This is a genomic window from Enterococcus sp. CR-Ec1 (assembly GCF_002850555.1).
In the GTDB taxonomy this organism is placed as follows: Bacteria; Bacillota; Bacilli; order Lactobacillales; family Enterococcaceae; genus Enterococcus_D; species Enterococcus_D entomosocium.
In genome coordinates, this window is the sequence record NZ_CP025223.1 from 2,294,087 (window position 1) to 2,310,433 (window position 16,347).

At 44.5% G+C, this 16,347-nt stretch carries 16 protein-coding genes; 8 read left to right on the forward strand and 8 right to left on the reverse strand.

The window, feature by feature from the left end; translation table 11 throughout:
- Window positions 1–40: 40 nt before the first annotated feature.
- Window positions 41–1,873, reverse strand: coding sequence for a beta-glucoside-specific PTS transporter subunit IIABC (locus tag CXM95_RS11120; RefSeq protein ID WP_086299347.1), 1,833 nt, complete (start codon window positions 1,871–1,873; stop codon window positions 41–43).
- A 336-nt stretch (window positions 1,874–2,209) separates the two neighbouring features.
- On the opposite strand from CXM95_RS11120, the gene CXM95_RS11125 reads away from it, so the two are divergent.
- The 8 genes from CXM95_RS11125 (at window position 2,210) to CXM95_RS11160 (ending at window position 9,517) form a co-directional block, all read left to right on the forward strand.
- Window positions 2,210–3,100, forward strand: a complete 891-nt coding sequence (locus CXM95_RS11125; protein ID WP_086299346.1) for a dihydrodipicolinate synthase family protein — start codon at window positions 2,210–2,212, stop codon at window positions 3,098–3,100.
- Between the two features lie 22 nt (window positions 3,101–3,122).
- Window positions 3,123–3,770, forward strand: coding sequence for an HD domain-containing protein (locus CXM95_RS11130; protein ID WP_086299345.1), 648 nt, complete (start codon window positions 3,123–3,125; stop codon window positions 3,768–3,770).
- A 316-nt stretch (window positions 3,771–4,086) separates the two neighbouring features.
- Window positions 4,087–5,151 carry an ABC transporter permease gene (locus CXM95_RS11135; RefSeq protein ID WP_016613416.1) on the forward strand — a complete coding sequence of 355 codons (1,065 nt, stop codon included), beginning with the start codon at window positions 4,087–4,089 and terminating at the stop codon, window positions 5,149–5,151.
- Between the two features lie 11 nt (window positions 5,152–5,162).
- Window positions 5,163–5,879, forward strand: a complete 717-nt coding sequence (locus CXM95_RS11140) for an ABC transporter ATP-binding protein (protein WP_101699167.1) — start codon at window positions 5,163–5,165, stop codon at window positions 5,877–5,879.
- Complete coding sequence (locus CXM95_RS11145; protein WP_101699168.1) at window positions 5,876–7,363, forward strand: phytoene desaturase family protein; 1,488 nt, start codon at window positions 5,876–5,878, stop codon at window positions 7,361–7,363. The genes CXM95_RS11140 and CXM95_RS11145 overlap by 4 nt, the downstream gene beginning before the upstream one ends.
- Window positions 7,353–8,276: a phytoene/squalene synthase family protein gene (locus CXM95_RS11150; RefSeq protein WP_101699169.1), complete on the forward strand. Its 924-nt coding sequence runs from the start codon at window positions 7,353–7,355 to the stop codon at window positions 8,274–8,276. Before CXM95_RS11145 ends, CXM95_RS11150 begins: the two co-directional genes overlap by 11 nt.
- Window positions 8,277–8,278: 2 nt before the next feature.
- A complete protein-coding gene (locus tag CXM95_RS11155) occupies window positions 8,279–8,839 on the forward strand; it encodes a TetR/AcrR family transcriptional regulator (RefSeq protein WP_010747950.1) in 561 nt (186 codons plus the stop codon).
- 99 nt (window positions 8,840–8,938) lie between these two features.
- Complete coding sequence (locus tag CXM95_RS11160) at window positions 8,939–9,517, forward strand: TMEM175 family protein (RefSeq protein WP_034872253.1); 579 nt, start codon at window positions 8,939–8,941, stop codon at window positions 9,515–9,517.
- A gap of 106 nt (window positions 9,518–9,623) precedes the next feature.
- On the opposite strand, the gene CXM95_RS11165 is transcribed toward CXM95_RS11160, so the two are convergent.
- Genes CXM95_RS11165 through CXM95_RS11195 form a run of 7 tightly spaced genes read right to left on the reverse strand, consistent with a single transcriptional unit; the run spans window position 9,624 to window position 16,265 of the window.
- Window positions 9,624–10,628 (reverse strand): sugar kinase, encoded by a 1,005-nt coding sequence (locus tag CXM95_RS11165; protein WP_016613417.1) that lies wholly within the window; start codon window positions 10,626–10,628, stop codon window positions 9,624–9,626.
- A 9-nt stretch (window positions 10,629–10,637) separates the two neighbouring features.
- Window positions 10,638–11,387 carry a 2-dehydro-3-deoxy-phosphogluconate aldolase gene (dagF, locus tag CXM95_RS11170; RefSeq protein WP_016613418.1) on the reverse strand — a complete coding sequence of 250 codons (750 nt, stop codon included), beginning with the start codon at window positions 11,385–11,387 and terminating at the stop codon, window positions 10,638–10,640.
- A complete protein-coding gene (locus CXM95_RS11175; RefSeq protein ID WP_008378592.1) occupies window positions 11,384–12,490 on the reverse strand; it encodes a DgaE family pyridoxal phosphate-dependent ammonia lyase in 1,107 nt (368 codons plus the stop codon). Before CXM95_RS11175 ends, dagF begins: the two co-directional genes overlap by 4 nt.
- Window positions 12,474–13,586: an amidohydrolase/deacetylase family metallohydrolase gene (locus tag CXM95_RS11180; protein WP_016613420.1), complete on the reverse strand. Its 1,113-nt coding sequence runs from the start codon at window positions 13,584–13,586 to the stop codon at window positions 12,474–12,476. Before CXM95_RS11180 ends, CXM95_RS11175 begins: the two co-directional genes overlap by 17 nt.
- Window positions 13,587–13,590: 4 nt before the next feature.
- Window positions 13,591–14,685, reverse strand: a complete 1,095-nt coding sequence (locus CXM95_RS11185) for a DUF871 domain-containing protein (RefSeq protein ID WP_074535646.1) — start codon at window positions 14,683–14,685, stop codon at window positions 13,591–13,593.
- Window position 14,686: 1 nt separating this feature from the next.
- Window positions 14,687–14,938, reverse strand: a complete 252-nt coding sequence (locus tag CXM95_RS11190; protein WP_086316297.1) for a hypothetical protein — start codon at window positions 14,936–14,938, stop codon at window positions 14,687–14,689.
- A gap of 28 nt (window positions 14,939–14,966) precedes the next feature.
- Window positions 14,967–16,265, reverse strand: coding sequence for a PTS sugar transporter subunit IIC (locus tag CXM95_RS11195; RefSeq protein ID WP_005225702.1), 1,299 nt, complete (start codon window positions 16,263–16,265; stop codon window positions 14,967–14,969).
- Window positions 16,266–16,347: the final 82 nt, after the last annotated feature.

A 16,347-nucleotide genomic window follows, 5' to 3' on the forward strand; every position in this document is an offset into this window, starting at 1 on the left:
AATCCCCTTTTACATTGTTTTTGTTGCATTGCTCATTGGTTTAGACGATCGGTGCAATCGATAAAACACCTTGTTCGTTGCGCTCATCGGTTGATTCGATCGGTTTGACAGTAAAGTTCTCTTGATTGGTGACCACACAGATCACGATTGGATCAAACCCAGCTGCTTTGATGGCATCTAGATCAAATTGAATCAGGGGTTGCCCTTGTTTCACTTGATCCCCCGCTTTCACGTAAGGGGTAAAGTGTTTGCCTTCTAATTGAACGGTATCCAAGCCGATATGAAAGAGCAATTCTGCGCCATTACGAGTTTTTAACCCGATCGCATGGTTGGTTTCAAACAACATCGTGATTTCGCCATCTTCTGGTGCGATCAATTCGCCAGACGTCGGGATGATCCCGAAACCTTCTCCGATCATACCGCTTGAAAAGACTTCATCGTTGACTTCAGATAGGGCGACCACTTGGCCTTCTACTGGTTTACTCAATACTTCGGCTTTCGGATCGGCAACTGTCGTCTTATTTTCCACTGTTTTGTCTTTGAATAAGAAAAGGACAAGGACGAAGGAAACAGCAAAGGATACCCCTAACGTGACTAATGCCCACACAAGATTCATCGGGTTGGCTTCATCGACGAACATAGTGATACTTGCTAGACCGGGACCAACTAATGCGAAGGCCTTGATGGCAAATAACCCAGCCACTGCACCACCAACTAGGCTGGAAGCCATCACGCCGTAAAGCACTCGTTTGTGCAGGATCGTCACCCCATACAAAGCAGGCTCGGTTATGCCAAAAAGGGCGGAGATGCCTGCAGAAACAGCGGTTGAACGAAGTTTTTGGTCTTTGGTCCGAACACTCACCGCAAAACAAGCACCGGCTTCTGCGATGTTATGTGCCAATGAGGCAGGTAAGTATAACAGCTCTGCCCCCATCTCACTCATGGACGAAACAGCATAAGGAATCATAGCTTTGTGCATACCGGTAACCACCATCAATGGTAAAACAGCGGCTAAGATCCCCGTTGCCACCCAACCTAAATGGGCATACAGCCAAATAATCGCTGCTGAGAAAATCGTTCCGACTTCAAAGCCTAATGGGCCTAAAATCAATAAAGCAACTGGAACCGTAATAACTAAGCTCATCATTGGAACAAAGAAGATACGGATCGGTTTTGGTGAGATTCGAGTAAACAGTTTTTCAATTTGAGCGTAAAATAAAACCGTTAAAATGGCTGGAAATACTTGTGACGCATAGGCGATATTTTGTAAACCGAAGCCCATGAAAGCTGCGCCATCTGTCAATAGTGTCGTTAGTTCAGGCAAAATCAAGGCACCGACAGCGGAAACCGCCACCAATTGGTTGACCTTTAATTTATTTGCCGTGGTGATCGCCACTAAAATCGGTAAGAAATACAATGGTGCGCCACCGATCAGATTCAAAATTTGATACGTTTGGCTCGTATTGTCCATCAATCCAGTGACAGAAGCAAGTAACAGTAAGGATTTCAAGACGCCCCCTCCAGCGACTGCTGGAATCAACGGTTGAAAAATCGAGATAATAAAATCAAGCAGGACCGCACCCCACGATTGTTTTTGTTTGCCTTCACTTCCTCCATCCGCTGTTAGCTCATGACCTAACACGTTCATAACCTCATCATACACTTCGACGACATCATTGCCGATGATGACTTGGCATTGGACATTTTGTCGCACCCCAATCACGCCATCGACTTTTTCCAAGTCATCTTTTTGTACGAGGCTATTGTCTTTTAAGGTAAAGCGCAAGCGTGTGGAGCAATGTTCCAAATGTGCGATATTTTCTTTTCCGCCAATCAACTCAACGATGGCAGTTGCCGTTTCTTTTACATTCATAATTTTCTTCTCCTTTAATTAGTTTTCCTTTGTTGGCCAAACAAAGAAAAAAGCAGGCAGCACCTACAAAAACATTGAACGGAATCCAACGATCCCTTCCATGTTTTTTATAGGTCCTGCCTGCATTACCAGTCACATGCCTGTTTTATTACTTGCATAATACCATGCTTTATTTGAAAACGCAACCACCGTTTTAAAAATATTTTGCTAAGCCTTTTGCTGAAACGAGAAGTTTGCTACACTTAGTGGATAATCAGTTATTTCGTCTTCCTTGGCTTGCACCAGAAGCAAGAAGAACATCGCTGGCTAAACGTATCACAAGAAAGGATGAATCGGATGACTTCATTGAATCACTCACTGCATGTTGCCGTCCCAACAGCATTTGACCATGCAGAAAGACTTGACACGAAAAGGACGATCGCTCATATCTTGCAACTGCAAAAGCAAGGGATCAAATCGGTTTTGGTGTGTGGCTCCACCGGTGAACAGCATTCATTGACTTTAACAGAAAAAAAACAGCTTCTACATGCCTTAGCGCAAGAAACCAGCTGGGCAGCCGATTTCGAAGTCCTCTTCGGTTTAGCTGGCATTGTATTTCATGAAACGCTCGCGTTGGCAGAAGCAATCAGCAAAAATCCCCGAATCGATGGTGTGGTTTTAGGCTTTCCCCCTTATCTTTGCCTGACCCAAAAGGAAGCCGTCCTCTATGCTCAGGGATTGATCCATACTTGCGAAAAACCAGTTATTTTATACAACAATCCCCGCCGCACGGGCTTTGATTTATCTGCAGAAAGTCTCTTGACCTTGATCGCTGACCCTCGGGTGATCGGCTTAAAAGAAGCTGGCAGTAAGGAGCGAGTGCCTCAACTAAAAACAAAGACGGCTGCCGATTTTCGTTTTTATGCTGGTGGTGAAGCGGACTTGGCGGAAAAGGTCGCACTAGGGTTTAACGGGCTGTCATCAATGGCAGGAAACCTTTGTCCCGAGGAGATCCAGGTGATTTGGCAAGGGTTACTCAAAGGTGCTGCAACGATTTCTACGTCGAATGAATGGCAGAAAATGGAACAAGCAGCTGCCGGCGATCCAACAGATACCATCAGCTATCTTCCGTGGCTCAAGCAGCAAATCACCATTGATGGACAGCCCTTTGGCTTTTGTCGTCAGCCGCTAGGTCTAGAAACGAGTGATCGGTTTAGCACTGGCTCAATTCCTCCTCATCTAGCATAAGAAAGGCAGGAGAACCAGATAAATGAAGATTGATCCACAACTAAAGCACTATATTGAAAGCTCCATCATCCCACAATACAACCAATTGGATAGCAGTCACTCCCCAGCGCACGTCCACCAAGTGATCCAAAATAGTTTTGAGATTGCTGAAACATTGCCTGTTGACCTGAATATCGTCTATACGGTAGCTGCCTACCATGATATCGGCTTGCTCTATGGCCGCAAAAACCACGAAAGCAATTCCCGCAAGATCGTTGAACAAGATGCTGTGTTGCCACGCTTTTTCTCTCCTCCAGTCATTTCAATGATCGGCGAAGCAGTAGAAGACCATCGCGCCTCGCTGCCCTATGAGCCTCGCTCGCTTTATGGCAAAATTATTTCCGAAGCCGATCGTGACTTAGATTTTGAGCGAATCCTCAAGCGAACCTTGCTTTTTGCTTATGAGAAAAAGCAACTCACAGATCTAGAACAATTGCACCAAGAAGCGTATCAGTACATTTCAAAGAAATATGGTCCTCAAAGTGAGCTGAAGGTTTGTTTGGATTATCGCAAAAACCAAGACGGTTTGGCGATCATTTATCAAAAGTTAGCACAACCTGAAAGCTTTCGTCACTCCTTTGAAAAAATCGTGCCGTTAGTTATCGCTACAAGCAAAGAAACTGACGATTGACACTTTGATCCAGCACCAGACTTTAAATAGAAACCCTCTGATTTCAAAATACGCCAAGTGTTTGCGTGCGCTGAATCAGAGGGCTTTTATTGTTATTCTAGTTCTTTTTTCACGGAAGTCGCCCCTCTCCTTCATTGCTCAAACGATTCTATCGAAATAAAAGAGCAGCAACTGGTTTTCTTCAATCAACAGACGCCCTTCTAAATAACCTTCCTTTTTTCACCGAATTTACTCTTTGTAAGCAAGATAGTTTGCTGAAAATAAAAAAAATGGTATTTTTATTTTATCAAGTGATAAAATAATAGGAGGAATCGTTATGTTTTTGGCAATCAATGAAATACGCCATTCCAAATTGCGTTACGCCCTAGTCACAGGGGTCATGTTTTTAATCGCCTATCTGGTCTTTTTTTTAACTGGCTTAGCGTATGGGTTGGCTCAAGATAATCGGATGGCGGTCGACAAATGGGAGGCAGATCAAATTTTGTTGACTGAAGAAGCAAATGATAATTTAAACATGTCGATGCTTCCTCGCAGTCTTTATGACGAAGTCGATGCACCAGAAAAAGCTGTTTTGGCGCAAACCGCTGGGGTAGTGACTAAAGAAGACAACGGTGAAAAAGTCGATGTCACCTTTTTCGGCATTGATCCAGATCAATTTCTAGCACCAAATATTATCGATGGCGAGATGTTTGCGTCAGATGATGAAGCGGTCGCAGACAGCAGCATTGAGGAAGAATACGGGATTTCCATTGGTGACACCATCAAATTAGCCGGCAGTGACAAAAAATTGAAAATCGTCGGTTTTACAGATAACGCCCGCTTCAGTGTTGCTCCGGTCCTCTACACCTCGATCGGTGCCTATCAAGAAATTCGTTTTGAAAAAGAAGATGATTCAGAAAATGCCCGTATCAACGCGATCGTAACTCGTGGCAAAATCAAAGAAGTGCCAGATGATCTAGTCGCTACGGATATCAGCAAATTTATTAATGAATTGCCTGGTTACAACGCACAAGTGCTGACCTTTGGCTTTATGATCGGGTTCTTGATCGTGATCGCTGCCATCGTTATCGGTATTTTTATCTATGTACTAACGATGCAAAAATCAGAAATTTTCGGTGTCATGAAAGCCCAAGGGATCTCTAGCCGCTACATTGCTTTTTCGGTGATCGCCCAAACGTTCTTGTTGGCCACCTCGGGTGTTTTGATCGGTGGGTTGGCAACGATCGGTACCGCCCTCGTGTTACCTGCGGCAGTGCCATTCCAAATCAATCTATTATTCTTTGCTAGTATCAGTGTAATGATGATTCTGATCGCGATGCTAGGTGCTTTCTTCTCGGTGCGAACGATTGTAAAAATCGACCCATTGAAAGCAATCGGATAGGAGGAAAAAACATGAGTGCCATTGAATTCAAACAAGTCAAAAAATCATTTAAAGATGGGGACGCGACGATTGAAGCCTTGAAAGAAACCAACTTTTCGGTAGAAAAAGGCGAATTTGTCGCCATCATCGGTCCTTCCGGCTCTGGGAAAAGTACCTTTCTGACGATTGCCGGTGGTCTACAATCTCCCTCTGAAGGCGAAGTATTTATCAATGACGAACCTTTTAGTAAACAAAAAGAAAAGCAACGGGCAAAAACTCGTTTCAAAAAGATCGGCTTTATTTTACAAGCTTCCAACCTTGTCCCTTTTTTGACGGTCAAAAAGCAACTTCAATTGGTGGATAAGGTCAGCAAAGAACCCCAAGAGCAATCAGCTACTGAATTGTTTGAACAACTAGGGATTGAAAAGCTGCAGAACAAATACCCCGATGAACTATCTGGTGGTGAAAGGCAGCGTGTGGCTATTGCCCGAGCGCTCTATCATGATCCCACCATCATTTTGGCAGATGAACCAACGGCGAGTCTTGATTCAAAAAAAGCCGTCGAAGTCGTCAAAATCTTAGCAAAAGAAACCAAAGAAAAACAAAAAGCCACCATTATGGTGACCCATGATACCCGTTTGACAGATTATTGTGATCGGGTCCTCGTCATGAAGGATGGCGTTTTAGAAGAAAAAGAACACACGAAAAAAGAAGCCGAATCAAGTGATTCGCAGAAGGAGCAAGCATGAAAAAAATTATTGTTGTCGGTGCGGGCGTGTCAGGATTAGCTGCTGCTGTCCGTTTGCAAAAACTTGGCTATGACGTCACCCTCTACGAAAAAGAAGGTCAACCTGGGGGCAAAATGAATCAGATCAAGGAAAACGGCTTTACCTTTGATGTGGGACCCACCATCGTGATGATGCCTGAAATTTATCGTGAAGTGTTTGAATTTGCTGGCGTTGATCCGAATGACTATATTCCTATGGAGAAAGTCGATCCGATGCTGCAGCTGTATTTTGCTCAAGACGAACCGCTGACCTTCTCAAACGACTTAGTAGAATTGACCAAAACGCTAGAAGCGATCTCGGAAGAAGATGCTCAAGGCTATTTTGCCTTTTTAGCAGATATTTACAAACGCTATGTGATCGCCAAAGAGTCCTTCATCACCAAGTCGTTTCGGACATGGCGAGACTTTTACAATCCCAAATCATTATGGGCAGGGTTAAAGCTGCGAACGTTTAGTGACGCCTACTCTTCCATTTCTAAATTTGTCAAAGATGATCGCCTGCGAAAATCATTAGCGTTTCAAACCTTGTATATCGGTGTCTCCCCTTACCAAGGGCCGTCCCTTTATACCATCATCCCTATGATCGAGTTGATGTATGGGGTCTATTTCATCAAAGGCGGCATGTATACATTAGCCACTGGTATGGCACGTTTGTTCCAAGAATTAGGCGGAACGATCCATTACAATACCCCAATCGATGAATTATTGATCGAAAACAAGCAAACCAAAGGCGTTCGTGTCAATGGAGAAACGATCACCGCAGATGCCGTGATTTGTGCGGCTGATTTTCCTTATGCTATGGAAAGCTTGATTCCTGATGATTCAAAACGCGGCAAATACACCAATCAAAAAATCGCTTCGATGGATTACTCTTGTTCTTGTTTCTTGCTTTATTTAGGACTGGACAAAAAATATGAAGATAGCGCACTCCATAGCATTTATTTTGCCAATGATTTCAAACGCAATGTAGACGATCTTTTCGAGGCTGGCAAGCTGCCAGAAGATCCATCCTTCTACTTGTATCGTCCAACCCTGAAAGATGCTTCCTTAGCACCTGATGGTCAAGAAGGTCTTTATGTTTTAGTCCCAGTACCTGAATTATCTAAATTTGATCAATGGACGGATGAAACGATTCAAAGCTACCGCCAGCAGATCATTGGATTATTAAAAGAAAAAACGATCTTTACGGATATCGATGAACACATCGTGTATGAAAAAATGTATACGCCAGATACGTTCAATGATCGGTTCAATGCCTACAACGGTGCGACATTTGGCTTGAAACCAACCTTGGCGCAAAGCAATTACTATCGTCCCCATAATAAATTTGATTATGCAGAAGGCCTATACTTCTGCGGCAGCAGTACGCATCCGGGAGCGGGTGTGCCAATCGTGATGCAAAGTGCCAAGTTAGCTGTGGAGGAGTTGTTAAAAGATGACCGTTAAATCATTAAGCGTCTTTGATGAATACGACAACGATTTTTTATACTGTGAGGCCATCATAAAAAAGCATTCGAAAAACTTTCATACCGCCTTTTCTCAATTGCCAAAAGACAAAGCACGCGCCGTCTATGCCGTCTACGCCTTTTGCCGACGTGCCGATGATGCCGTCGATGAAAAGCATGACCCATTGTTGATCGAAGCCATGAAAAAACGCTTGGAAGAAATACAAGAACTATTAACCGGCGATGCGATCGACTTGCCGCAAGCCATCAAGGAAGAAGATCCTGATGAAGCCATTTGGCGGGCATTGACCCTTTCTTTCCAACAGTTTGACCTACAGTTTCAACCCTTTTTCGATCTATTGGTGGGACAAAAACAAGACCTTGACTTCCAGCAGCCCACCTCTGAAAAAGAGCTTTCCGACTATAGTTACTACGTAGCCGGCAGTGTGGGTCTGATGCTCTTGCCGATTCTCTCACAAACAGCCGCTGCGATTCAAGAGCCCGCCATAAAATTGGGTGAAGCGATGCAACGCACCAATATTTTACGTGATATTGGCGAGGATCTGCGAATGGGCCGCATCTATTTGCCACAAACGGTCTTGGCGCAATTCAACCTTTCGCGAGAGGCATTAGCAGCTGGCAATCAAAACCAGCAGTTTATCGAGATGTGGGAACACGAAGCGCAACTTGCTGAGACGCTTTATCAGGAATCTTTTGTCATGATGCCGCAAATCGATGAAGATTGCCGTGAAGCTCTATTAGCAGCTGCTTTGATCTATCGGGAAATCTTGACTGTGATCCGCAAAAACAAGTATCAAGTATTTGCTGAAAAAACAGCGGTACCGAAACAACGGAAAATCCAACTTTTGTTTACCGCGAAAAAAATGCTTCGTCAGGAACGTTGGGAGGGCTGACTTTGAACTTGCGAGAAAAAATATTACGAGTCGCAGAAAACCTGTTTATGCAGCAGGGGTATCAAGCAACTTCTACTAGACAGATCGCAGAAGCCGTCGGCATCACCCAACCCAATCTTTATTATCACTTCAAAGGCAAAGAAGCCATCTATTATGAAGTGATGGTCTCTTTGGCACAAGAGGTTTCTGGAAAACTAAATCAGACTGTTGAAGATACTTCCTTGACGATCTCTGAAAAAATCTTAAACATGTTTCTTTTTTTAAGAAGTCGGCATCGCATCAATTTTTATATGATGATGCACGACATTCAGCATACCGTTTCTGAGGACACTTCAAAAAAACTGTACTTGCTTTGGCGGAAAAATTACAAAGAACCGTTTCTTGACTTGTTCCGTCGCAGTGATTCCAATCTCCGTTCGGATGTCGATCCAGAATTTGTTACCAGCCAGTTATTAGTGCTGATGGCGGCTCACTTGGACTCACCAGAAAAAGAAGACAAGATGCCAGAAGCGATCGATTTGTTTTTATTCGGTGCACTAGGCAATGGGCCAATTGCGAAATAGCTGGAACGTTGGCTTTTGTCCCGAGAATAATCATTCGACGAATTTCTGACAATCGCGTACACTGATCCAGTAAACAGAAACTTAAAAGGATGGATGTACATGTCAAAAAATCGAATCGAAGCCTTTACGGATGCGGTCATTGCGATCGTAATGACCTTATTAGTACTGGAATTGCACCAGCCCGAAGGCGATACCTTTGCTTCTTTTTTAGGAGTGGAACAGCAATTTATTATTTATTTGATCAGCTTTGTGATGTTAGCGATCTACTGGAACAATCACCATCATCTATTTCAAGTAGTATCTAAAATTGACGGTTGGACCTTGTGGGCGAATCATTTATTGATCCTGGCACTAACCCTCTTTCCTTTTGTAACGTCATGGGTCAGTCGTTATCCAGTCGCTCTTGCCCCTCAACTGCTTTACGGAGCTGTCATTTTATTGACGGATTTCAGCTATTTCCTTGTAGGAAAGTCCTTGGTGCGTGCCAACCCTGACAATCAAGCCATCGTAGAACTGTTTCGCGGATACAAGAAACTCTACTTTACGTTGTTTATCAACGTGCTGGCATTGCTCCTCGGCTGGCTGGTCCATCCACTACTTATCATCACGCTGGATAGTCTCGTGCTATTGTTGTGGGTGATCCCTGAGAAAAAAGTAGAAACCTTTTTAAAACAATAAAAACACTTGCGTCCTTCTCTTGATGGATAACTGCGCAAAAGCAGAACAATCGGCTGCTTTTGCGCAATCATCCATCGCTTTTAGGAGAAGGACGCAAGTGTTTTTTCTAGCGAATCAAGTCTTTCCCAGGTGCCCGTAAGACTTGTTCCACTTGTTCTTTGGTGGTTAATGGGACATCTCCCAGCATCGTATGAGCCAATACAGCATTCGTGATTGCAAAATCAGCAGTGCGTTGGAGCGACCATTTTTCGGCATAGCCTAATAATACACCAGCGGCATAGGCATCCCCTGCCCCGATCCGATCCAATACTTGCAGCAGCTGCGGTGCCGTTTCATAGGCATCCTGCGCCGTAATGATTCTTCCACTGATAAATTGCTTGTCTTCCACGGCTAGACGGCGTGTCCCGCAGAACCATTCTAGTTGATACTGGTCAATAAAGGATTGGATCAACGCAAGCTCGGCACCTTCTGTTTCCTCTAAGGGATATGCCAGCAGCTCCTCCAAGTCACGGACAGAGCCGAAAACTAGGTCACAATAAGGCAGGATCGTTTCATACCGTTGTTTTAGTACCTCACGATTTAATTCTTCATTCAAGCTTGGGCGGAAGTTAAAATCAAAGCAGACGCGAATCTGCTTTACATGGGCCTGTTTCGCCAAAGCCAATGCAGTTTTCCAGGTTTTCTCAGTCAAACTAAGAGAGATCCCGCAAATATGAATGAGATCGACTGTTTCTAGAAATCCATCAATGGCATATTCTTCTGGACCTGAAACGCCAAAGGAACTATGATGGCGATTTTGATAAGTCACGTAAGTCGGACGAGCGCCGTAGCCGATCTCGGCGAAATAACTGCCGATATGGCTGTATTTTTTGCCAACAAATGCTGTTTGAATCCCATAGGAACGCAAGCTGGCTTTCGCCGTATCCCCTAAACGGTTGGCTGGCACTTGTGTCAGCATCGAGGTGGTCAAGCCGAAATGCGCCAAATTGCCTAACAGATTGACCCCTGTTCCTGTAAAATCCATCCGCAAAGAGTGGGTCTGTTCCAGTGTTCGATATTCTGGTGGTGTCAACCGCATCATTACCTCACCGTAAGCACCGATCCGCATCATTGATCCCCCCTATTTGGCTGCTGCCAGTACCTTTTTCGTCATTTCTGCTAATGTCTGTACATCTTCAGGGCGTGTGTCCCCTGTTTCGCCATCGATGATCGAGCTGTAAATATGTGGAATGACTTTTTTCACTCCTGCATCAACAGCGATCTGCAAGATTTCTTCAAAGTTTTCTAAATCGATGCCGCCGGTCGGTTCCAAATAAAAATCATTCGCAGCACAAGCCTCTGCTACTGCTTGATACTCTGCTTTATGAGCCAACCCTTTCATTGGAAAATACTTGATAGAACTAGCCCCCATATCTTTTAATAAAGCGATCGCTGTTTCGACGGGGACTTCTGCAGCTGGAGTTTGTGAACTCAATGGTCCAGTAGCAATATTGACATAGCCGACTTTTCCCGTTGGTGAAACAAGGGCATTGACGATCGTTTCAGATTGTCCTAGCAAAGCTCGTGAGGTCCCCGCTCCCGTGAACACTTGGTTAACATGCTGTGGCTGTAGAACAGCGGAAATTCGGGAGACCATTTCACTTTGGTTGGGGTCGCCAGCACCAAGTCCAACAGAAAGGGCATTATTTGTTGCCGCTTGATAGGTTTTCATGTCAACGATGGCTGCCTCATCGCTAGCATAATTTTTTGATAAAACACCTAGGACGATGTTGCCCTCTGCTGCTTCATAACAAGCTTTCGCATTTTCAATAGAGTTTGCTAACACATTCAGACAGACACGGTCAGCGAAATAATTGGGTGAAGTTTTCATTTTTGGGTTGCTCCTAACATAATTTCTTGTAAGCGATCGGTGATCACTGCCATTTCTTGTTCATTGACTGCTCGGATATCAAATTCAATAATGCCGTTATTGGCTTGGTATTCACGGGTATAAATCGCTGGTTCTCCCGCTTTTAGCGCGTCGATTACTGCTTTGGCACTTGGTTCTTTCACTTTGACACTCGCTCGATAAATGTCTCTGCCGGCGCTGTCTTGAACGATTTTTGCTTCGAAACCAGTGATTTCATTGATTGCCGCAATAAATGGTTGTAGGCGCTCTTGCATCGAAGCGCCAGATTCTGTTCCCTCCGCTAGATAATCCGTCACGGCTTGGGTAAATCCGAGAATATTGTCTTTACCGATTTTCATTGCTCGACCAATACCTTTGGATTGCAGGCGCACCCAAGAGACATAGGGCTGCTTGCCGATCACTAAGCCAGCACTTGGTCCTGACAGTGCTTTCGCACCTGAATAGATCACTAAATCAGCACCTGCTTGGGTATAGGCAAACAAATCTTCCTCAGCAGCCGCATCAACGATCAATGGAAGATCGTGTGCCTTGGCAACTTGGGCCGTTTCTGCTACCGTCAGCATACTTTTTTGAACGGTATGATGACTCTTTATGTAGAGGATCCCCGCCGTTTCGGGCGTAATCATCTGTTCAATGTGCTCGGGTGTGCACATATTGGCATAGCCTGCTTCTACGACTTTTCCGCCGCCTTGCGCCACCATCACTTCCACCGGTGTGCCATAATCTACGTTGTGGCCTTTGGGCAAAATGATCTCCCGCTTGCTGATTTTCTCACTATATGGGTGGTACAAATGATAGCTGTCTCCTTGACCGATGAGTGCCGCCACTGATTGGGCGATTCCCGCCGAAGCGGAAGAAACGATTTGCGCATCTTCCGTTTTCAACAATTTTGCTAAATAGGCACCGGTTTTTTCTGCTAGATCTGCCATTTCAAAGAAATGCTCCCCGCCATAGCGCTGGGCTGCAAGCACGCCTTCGCTGACTTTCGAGACACCTAGAATCGTCATTTTGCCAGAAGCATTGATGACTTCTTTCAAGCCTAGTTCTTCAATATTCAGTGTCAAAAAGTTCCCCTCCTATCACCGCTTTTTGCGGCACGATCTGTTGTGTCGTGATTCGGCGATTGCCGTTAGAATCCGTCAATTCCTTTTCGCCCTCTTCAAAGCGGAAAATCGTAAAATCAGCATCATATCCCAATGCGATCTCGCCTTTGTTCTGTAAATGAAATTGCTTCGCAGGGGCACTGGTCACCTTCTCGATGATCTCACGCCAATCATACCCTACGACCGCTAATTTTTCCATAGTCGTCGCTAAATCAAAAACAGGTCCATTGGTACGATTGCGGATGTAGATATCCGTACTAATGGAAGAAGCCTTTAGCTGATTGGCAAAGGCCGTCTCCGCCACATCAAAATTGAAACTGTCTGTCCCATGACCAATATCGAAGACCAAGCCTTTTTCATAGGCAGCAAAGACGAAAGGCTTGATGGTTTGGTTCGTCTGATCCAAAATCCCATTGGCTTTGCCGTTAAAGCAATGGGTCACCACATCACCTGCTTCCAATTCAGCGAGAATCTCTGCTAAATTCGGTGGTGCTGAACCAATATGGACCATCAGAGGCAACGGTTGATTTTCAGCTTGGATCGCTTTGGCTAATTTCAACGGCGTGATGCCATTTTCGCCGATCACCGTTTTACTCATTCGGGCTTTGATCCCGACGATAAAGTCAGGAAACTTCTGCAGCGCTTCTTTGACCAATTCTTTTTTGACTTTTGACAGATCCGCAAGTTCATCCTGCTCTACGATGCCCCATTTGGAAATGTTGACTAAAGCAAAGACATTGGTTTTGGCTTCTTTGGCTAAATCATAAAACCGATGGATATTTTCGGCGCCAGTCGTCCCCGCATCAATAACGGTCGTGACGCCTTGTTTGACACCGATCTCGTCTGGATAATCATAATAGAGCGTCATTTCCTCGAAACAATGGACATGGTCATCGATCCAACCAGCTGACAAGAACTCCCCTTCTGCTAAGGTCAGCTCTTGTTTCGCCTGCTCCTGCAACGTGGGTGCCAGAGCAGTGATTTTGCCGTCTTGAATCCCAATATCAAATACTTCTTCATCGATCGTGCGGGCTTGACGAATAATCAAATCAAACATTTCGTTACACCTTCCTCTCTGTGAAAGTGAATTTCGACCAAGGATGGATAAAGGGCAGCAGAACTAACTCTTGTTCGACGATCGAACCGATTTTATTTTTTCGTGGATCTGAGTGAGGCTCTAGCACGACTTGCAGCTCGTTTTTGTACTTGCCAAAACGATCATTGCCAATCACAACGTCCCCTCGTTGAAAGACGCCTTCGTGGTCATGGACAGGATTGTCATGGTTCTTATACTTTTTACGAACTTCTGTGGAACGGATCATCCGATCGGTGATGTCGCCTCGACGGTAATGCTGCTCGTCCAGGGCGATTTGGCGTTCAACTTCATTGATTTCAGGCACAAATTCAATCGCAAATGCGGTCTGGTAGCGATCAATCGCTCCTAGTGCCGCCAATTCTGCTTCCGAAGCATAAGCATTGCCGATAATGACATCATCAATCAAGCCTGTGGCAAACAAATGCTTTGCGGCAGTTTCTACAGGCATTCTTCGGTGCATTTCTAAGGTCGGTAAGCCATCATTGATATCCCAAGGTCCGATCGTTCCCGTTTGAGAAGAGATAAATGCGGCGGTTCGAATGCCTTTTTCCTTGAAACGACGACTGCATTTTTCAAAGAAATCATAGGGCAAGGCAGTCCCTTCTTGCGGATAGAAATTGTGGCAGCCGTATAAGTAAGGAATGTTGGCTTGATAGGTCAAAATATTGTCTAAATACGCCACATCATTGCTCATATTCAATTCAACAGCTAAGCCAAAGGGATTGTAGGTCAACATCGCTTCTTTATTGCCGTCAAAGCCTAAATCTAAACGAATCCCATCGGCACCTAGTTCATGGAAAAAGGTCAAGTCATCATAGGAGATGCCTAGTTCCGAAAAGATGGCTGGTGCCACGTCTAAAATCGTTTCATAGCCTAATCCTTTGGCAAAATCAATCAACGCTTTAAACTTTTTCTGCACGTTTTCTTTGCCGTCACTCACTTCCAGCATACTCATAAAAATGCGGCTAAAGCCATAATCATGGGCTAATTGCAGATAGGCTTTGTCTGTTTCAAAATCACTGTGATCGGGATACACCGATACTCCTAGTTGTCTTTTCAACTTATCTCATCCTCATTTCTTCATAAAAAGTAGTAAAACGTGTCAGTAAAAGCGAACTGCAAACAATCGTCGCCGTTATCGTCAAAAATGGTCCCCACGGAAACTGACGGCTCAGTAGGATCGCTGCAGCAACGCCAAGAATCCCGAACAAAAGCATCCGCCAAAACGGCACTTCTTTAATTTTTTTCCCTTGTGTTGATTTTGTTAACCAAATTTGACAACCAAAAAATAAACAAATGGCATAAATCCCCATGTTTGCACCTCACTCTTTTTTGTCTTGCTTAAGCGGCAGTTTCTTCTTCTTGTTCGCGGGCAATCTGCTGTTTCTCAAAGACTTTAAAGAATGGGTAGTAGATTGCGAGTGTAATAAAGAAGTTGACGATCACTAAAATCGCTGCTGCGATACTCCAGTCCGTACTCATCCAGGCGGCGATTGGTGCTGGAATGGCAAAACCAAGTCTGGCAGCCATCATCGGTACGACACCCGTAATGGTCGCGAAGTAAGAAATCGTTGTCGTAATCAATGGTGCCACCAAGAACGGAATGCCTAAGATTGGGTTCATTACGATCGGTGCACCGAAAATCACTGGTTCATTGATATTGAATAAGCCTGGCAAGATGGATAAACGGCCCAATTGTTTCAAGTATTTTGATTTGGAGAAGAAGAACAAAACGACCAACGCTAAGGTCGTACCGGCTCCACCGATCCATACGAACCATTGTAAAAATTGTTCTGTAAAAATATTAGGCAATTCATGCGCATTGCCAGATGCTTGGAAGGCTTCCATATTTTCAGCAATGGAAATATCCCAAAATGGACGAATGACAGGACCCATGATGGCTGGTCCATGAATCCCCAGTACCCAGAAGAAACAGATCAAGAAGACAGTCAATAAACCACCAAACAAGCTGTTACCCGCTAGCACGTCTTTTAACGGCATCAACAAATTACTTAAAAAGCCATTGATATCAAAACCAAGCATATGACGGATCACCCAGAATAAAATCAGGATCGCTCCACCGGGAATCAACGCCATGAATGAATTCGTCACTTCTGGCGGCACGCCATCTGGCATTTTGATGGTGATGTTTTTTACGATAAAGAAACGATAGATTTCAACAGACAAGATTGCCGTAACGATCGCGCCAAACAAAGAGCCGGAGCCTAGGTTGGCCACATTGATATAACGTCCGGCATCAATGATACCTTCCACAGAATCAAAGACTCGCAACGGTGGTGCAGCGGTTACAAGAAAGGACATCGTTGCTAAAATACCCGCAGTCAATGAATCCAGCTTGTAGCTTTTGGCTAGCGATGAAGCAATCCCATACGTTGCATATAATGCCAATAATCCGACTGTATAACGAAATGGAATATCCAAAACTTCCCGATACGGTTCGATCACCGCAGCGACCGATTCAATGGGGAAATTCAGCAAAATCGTAAAGAACGACCCAACGATCGTTAATGGTAAAGTAGCGATGATCCCCTTTCGAATCGCTACCATGTGCCGTTGCATCCCCACTTTATTTGCAATCGGCATCAATTTCTGTTCAATAAATTCTACAAACCCTTTCATAATTGCCTCCTTAGTTTATAACATTATAATGTTTATACAAGGATAATAGCACAGAGGATCTGGGTTCGTAAATAGTTTTTTA

Bases quoted from the DNA above. Each gene is read 5' to 3' on its own strand.
- CXM95_RS11180 (WP_016613420.1), bottom strand. From the start codon at position 13,586: ATGTTTGATTTGATTATTCGTCAAGCCCGCACGATCGATGAAGAAGTA.
- CXM95_RS11140 (WP_101699167.1), top strand. From the start codon at position 5,163: ATGAGTGCCATTGAATTCAAACAAGTCAAAAAATCATTTAAAGATGGG.
- CXM95_RS11150 (WP_101699169.1), top strand. From the start codon at position 7,353: ATGACCGTTAAATCATTAAGCGTCTTTGATGAATACGACAACGATTTT.
- CXM95_RS11190 (WP_086316297.1), bottom strand. From the start codon at position 14,938: ATGGGGATTTATGCCATTTGTTTATTTTTTGGTTGTCAAATTTGGTTA.
- CXM95_RS11195 (WP_005225702.1), bottom strand. From the start codon at position 16,265: ATGAAAGGGTTTGTAGAATTTATTGAACAGAAATTGATGCCGATTGCA.
- CXM95_RS11165 (WP_016613417.1), bottom strand. From the start codon at position 10,628: ATGATGCGGATCGGTGCTTACGGTGAGGTAATGATGCGGTTGACACCA.
- CXM95_RS11120 (WP_086299347.1), bottom strand. From the start codon at position 1,873: ATGAATGTAAAAGAAACGGCAACTGCCATCGTTGAGTTGATTGGCGGA.
- CXM95_RS11145 (WP_101699168.1), top strand. From the start codon at position 5,876: ATGAAAAAAATTATTGTTGTCGGTGCGGGCGTGTCAGGATTAGCTGCT.
- CXM95_RS11130 (WP_086299345.1), top strand. From the start codon at position 3,123: ATGAAGATTGATCCACAACTAAAGCACTATATTGAAAGCTCCATCATC.
- CXM95_RS11160 (WP_034872253.1), top strand. From the start codon at position 8,939: ATGTCAAAAAATCGAATCGAAGCCTTTACGGATGCGGTCATTGCGATC.
- CXM95_RS11125 (WP_086299346.1), top strand. From the start codon at position 2,210: ATGACTTCATTGAATCACTCACTGCATGTTGCCGTCCCAACAGCATTT.
- CXM95_RS11135 (WP_016613416.1), top strand. From the start codon at position 4,087: ATGTTTTTGGCAATCAATGAAATACGCCATTCCAAATTGCGTTACGCC.
- dagF (WP_016613418.1), bottom strand. From the start codon at position 11,387: ATGAAAACTTCACCCAATTATTTCGCTGACCGTGTCTGTCTGAATGTG.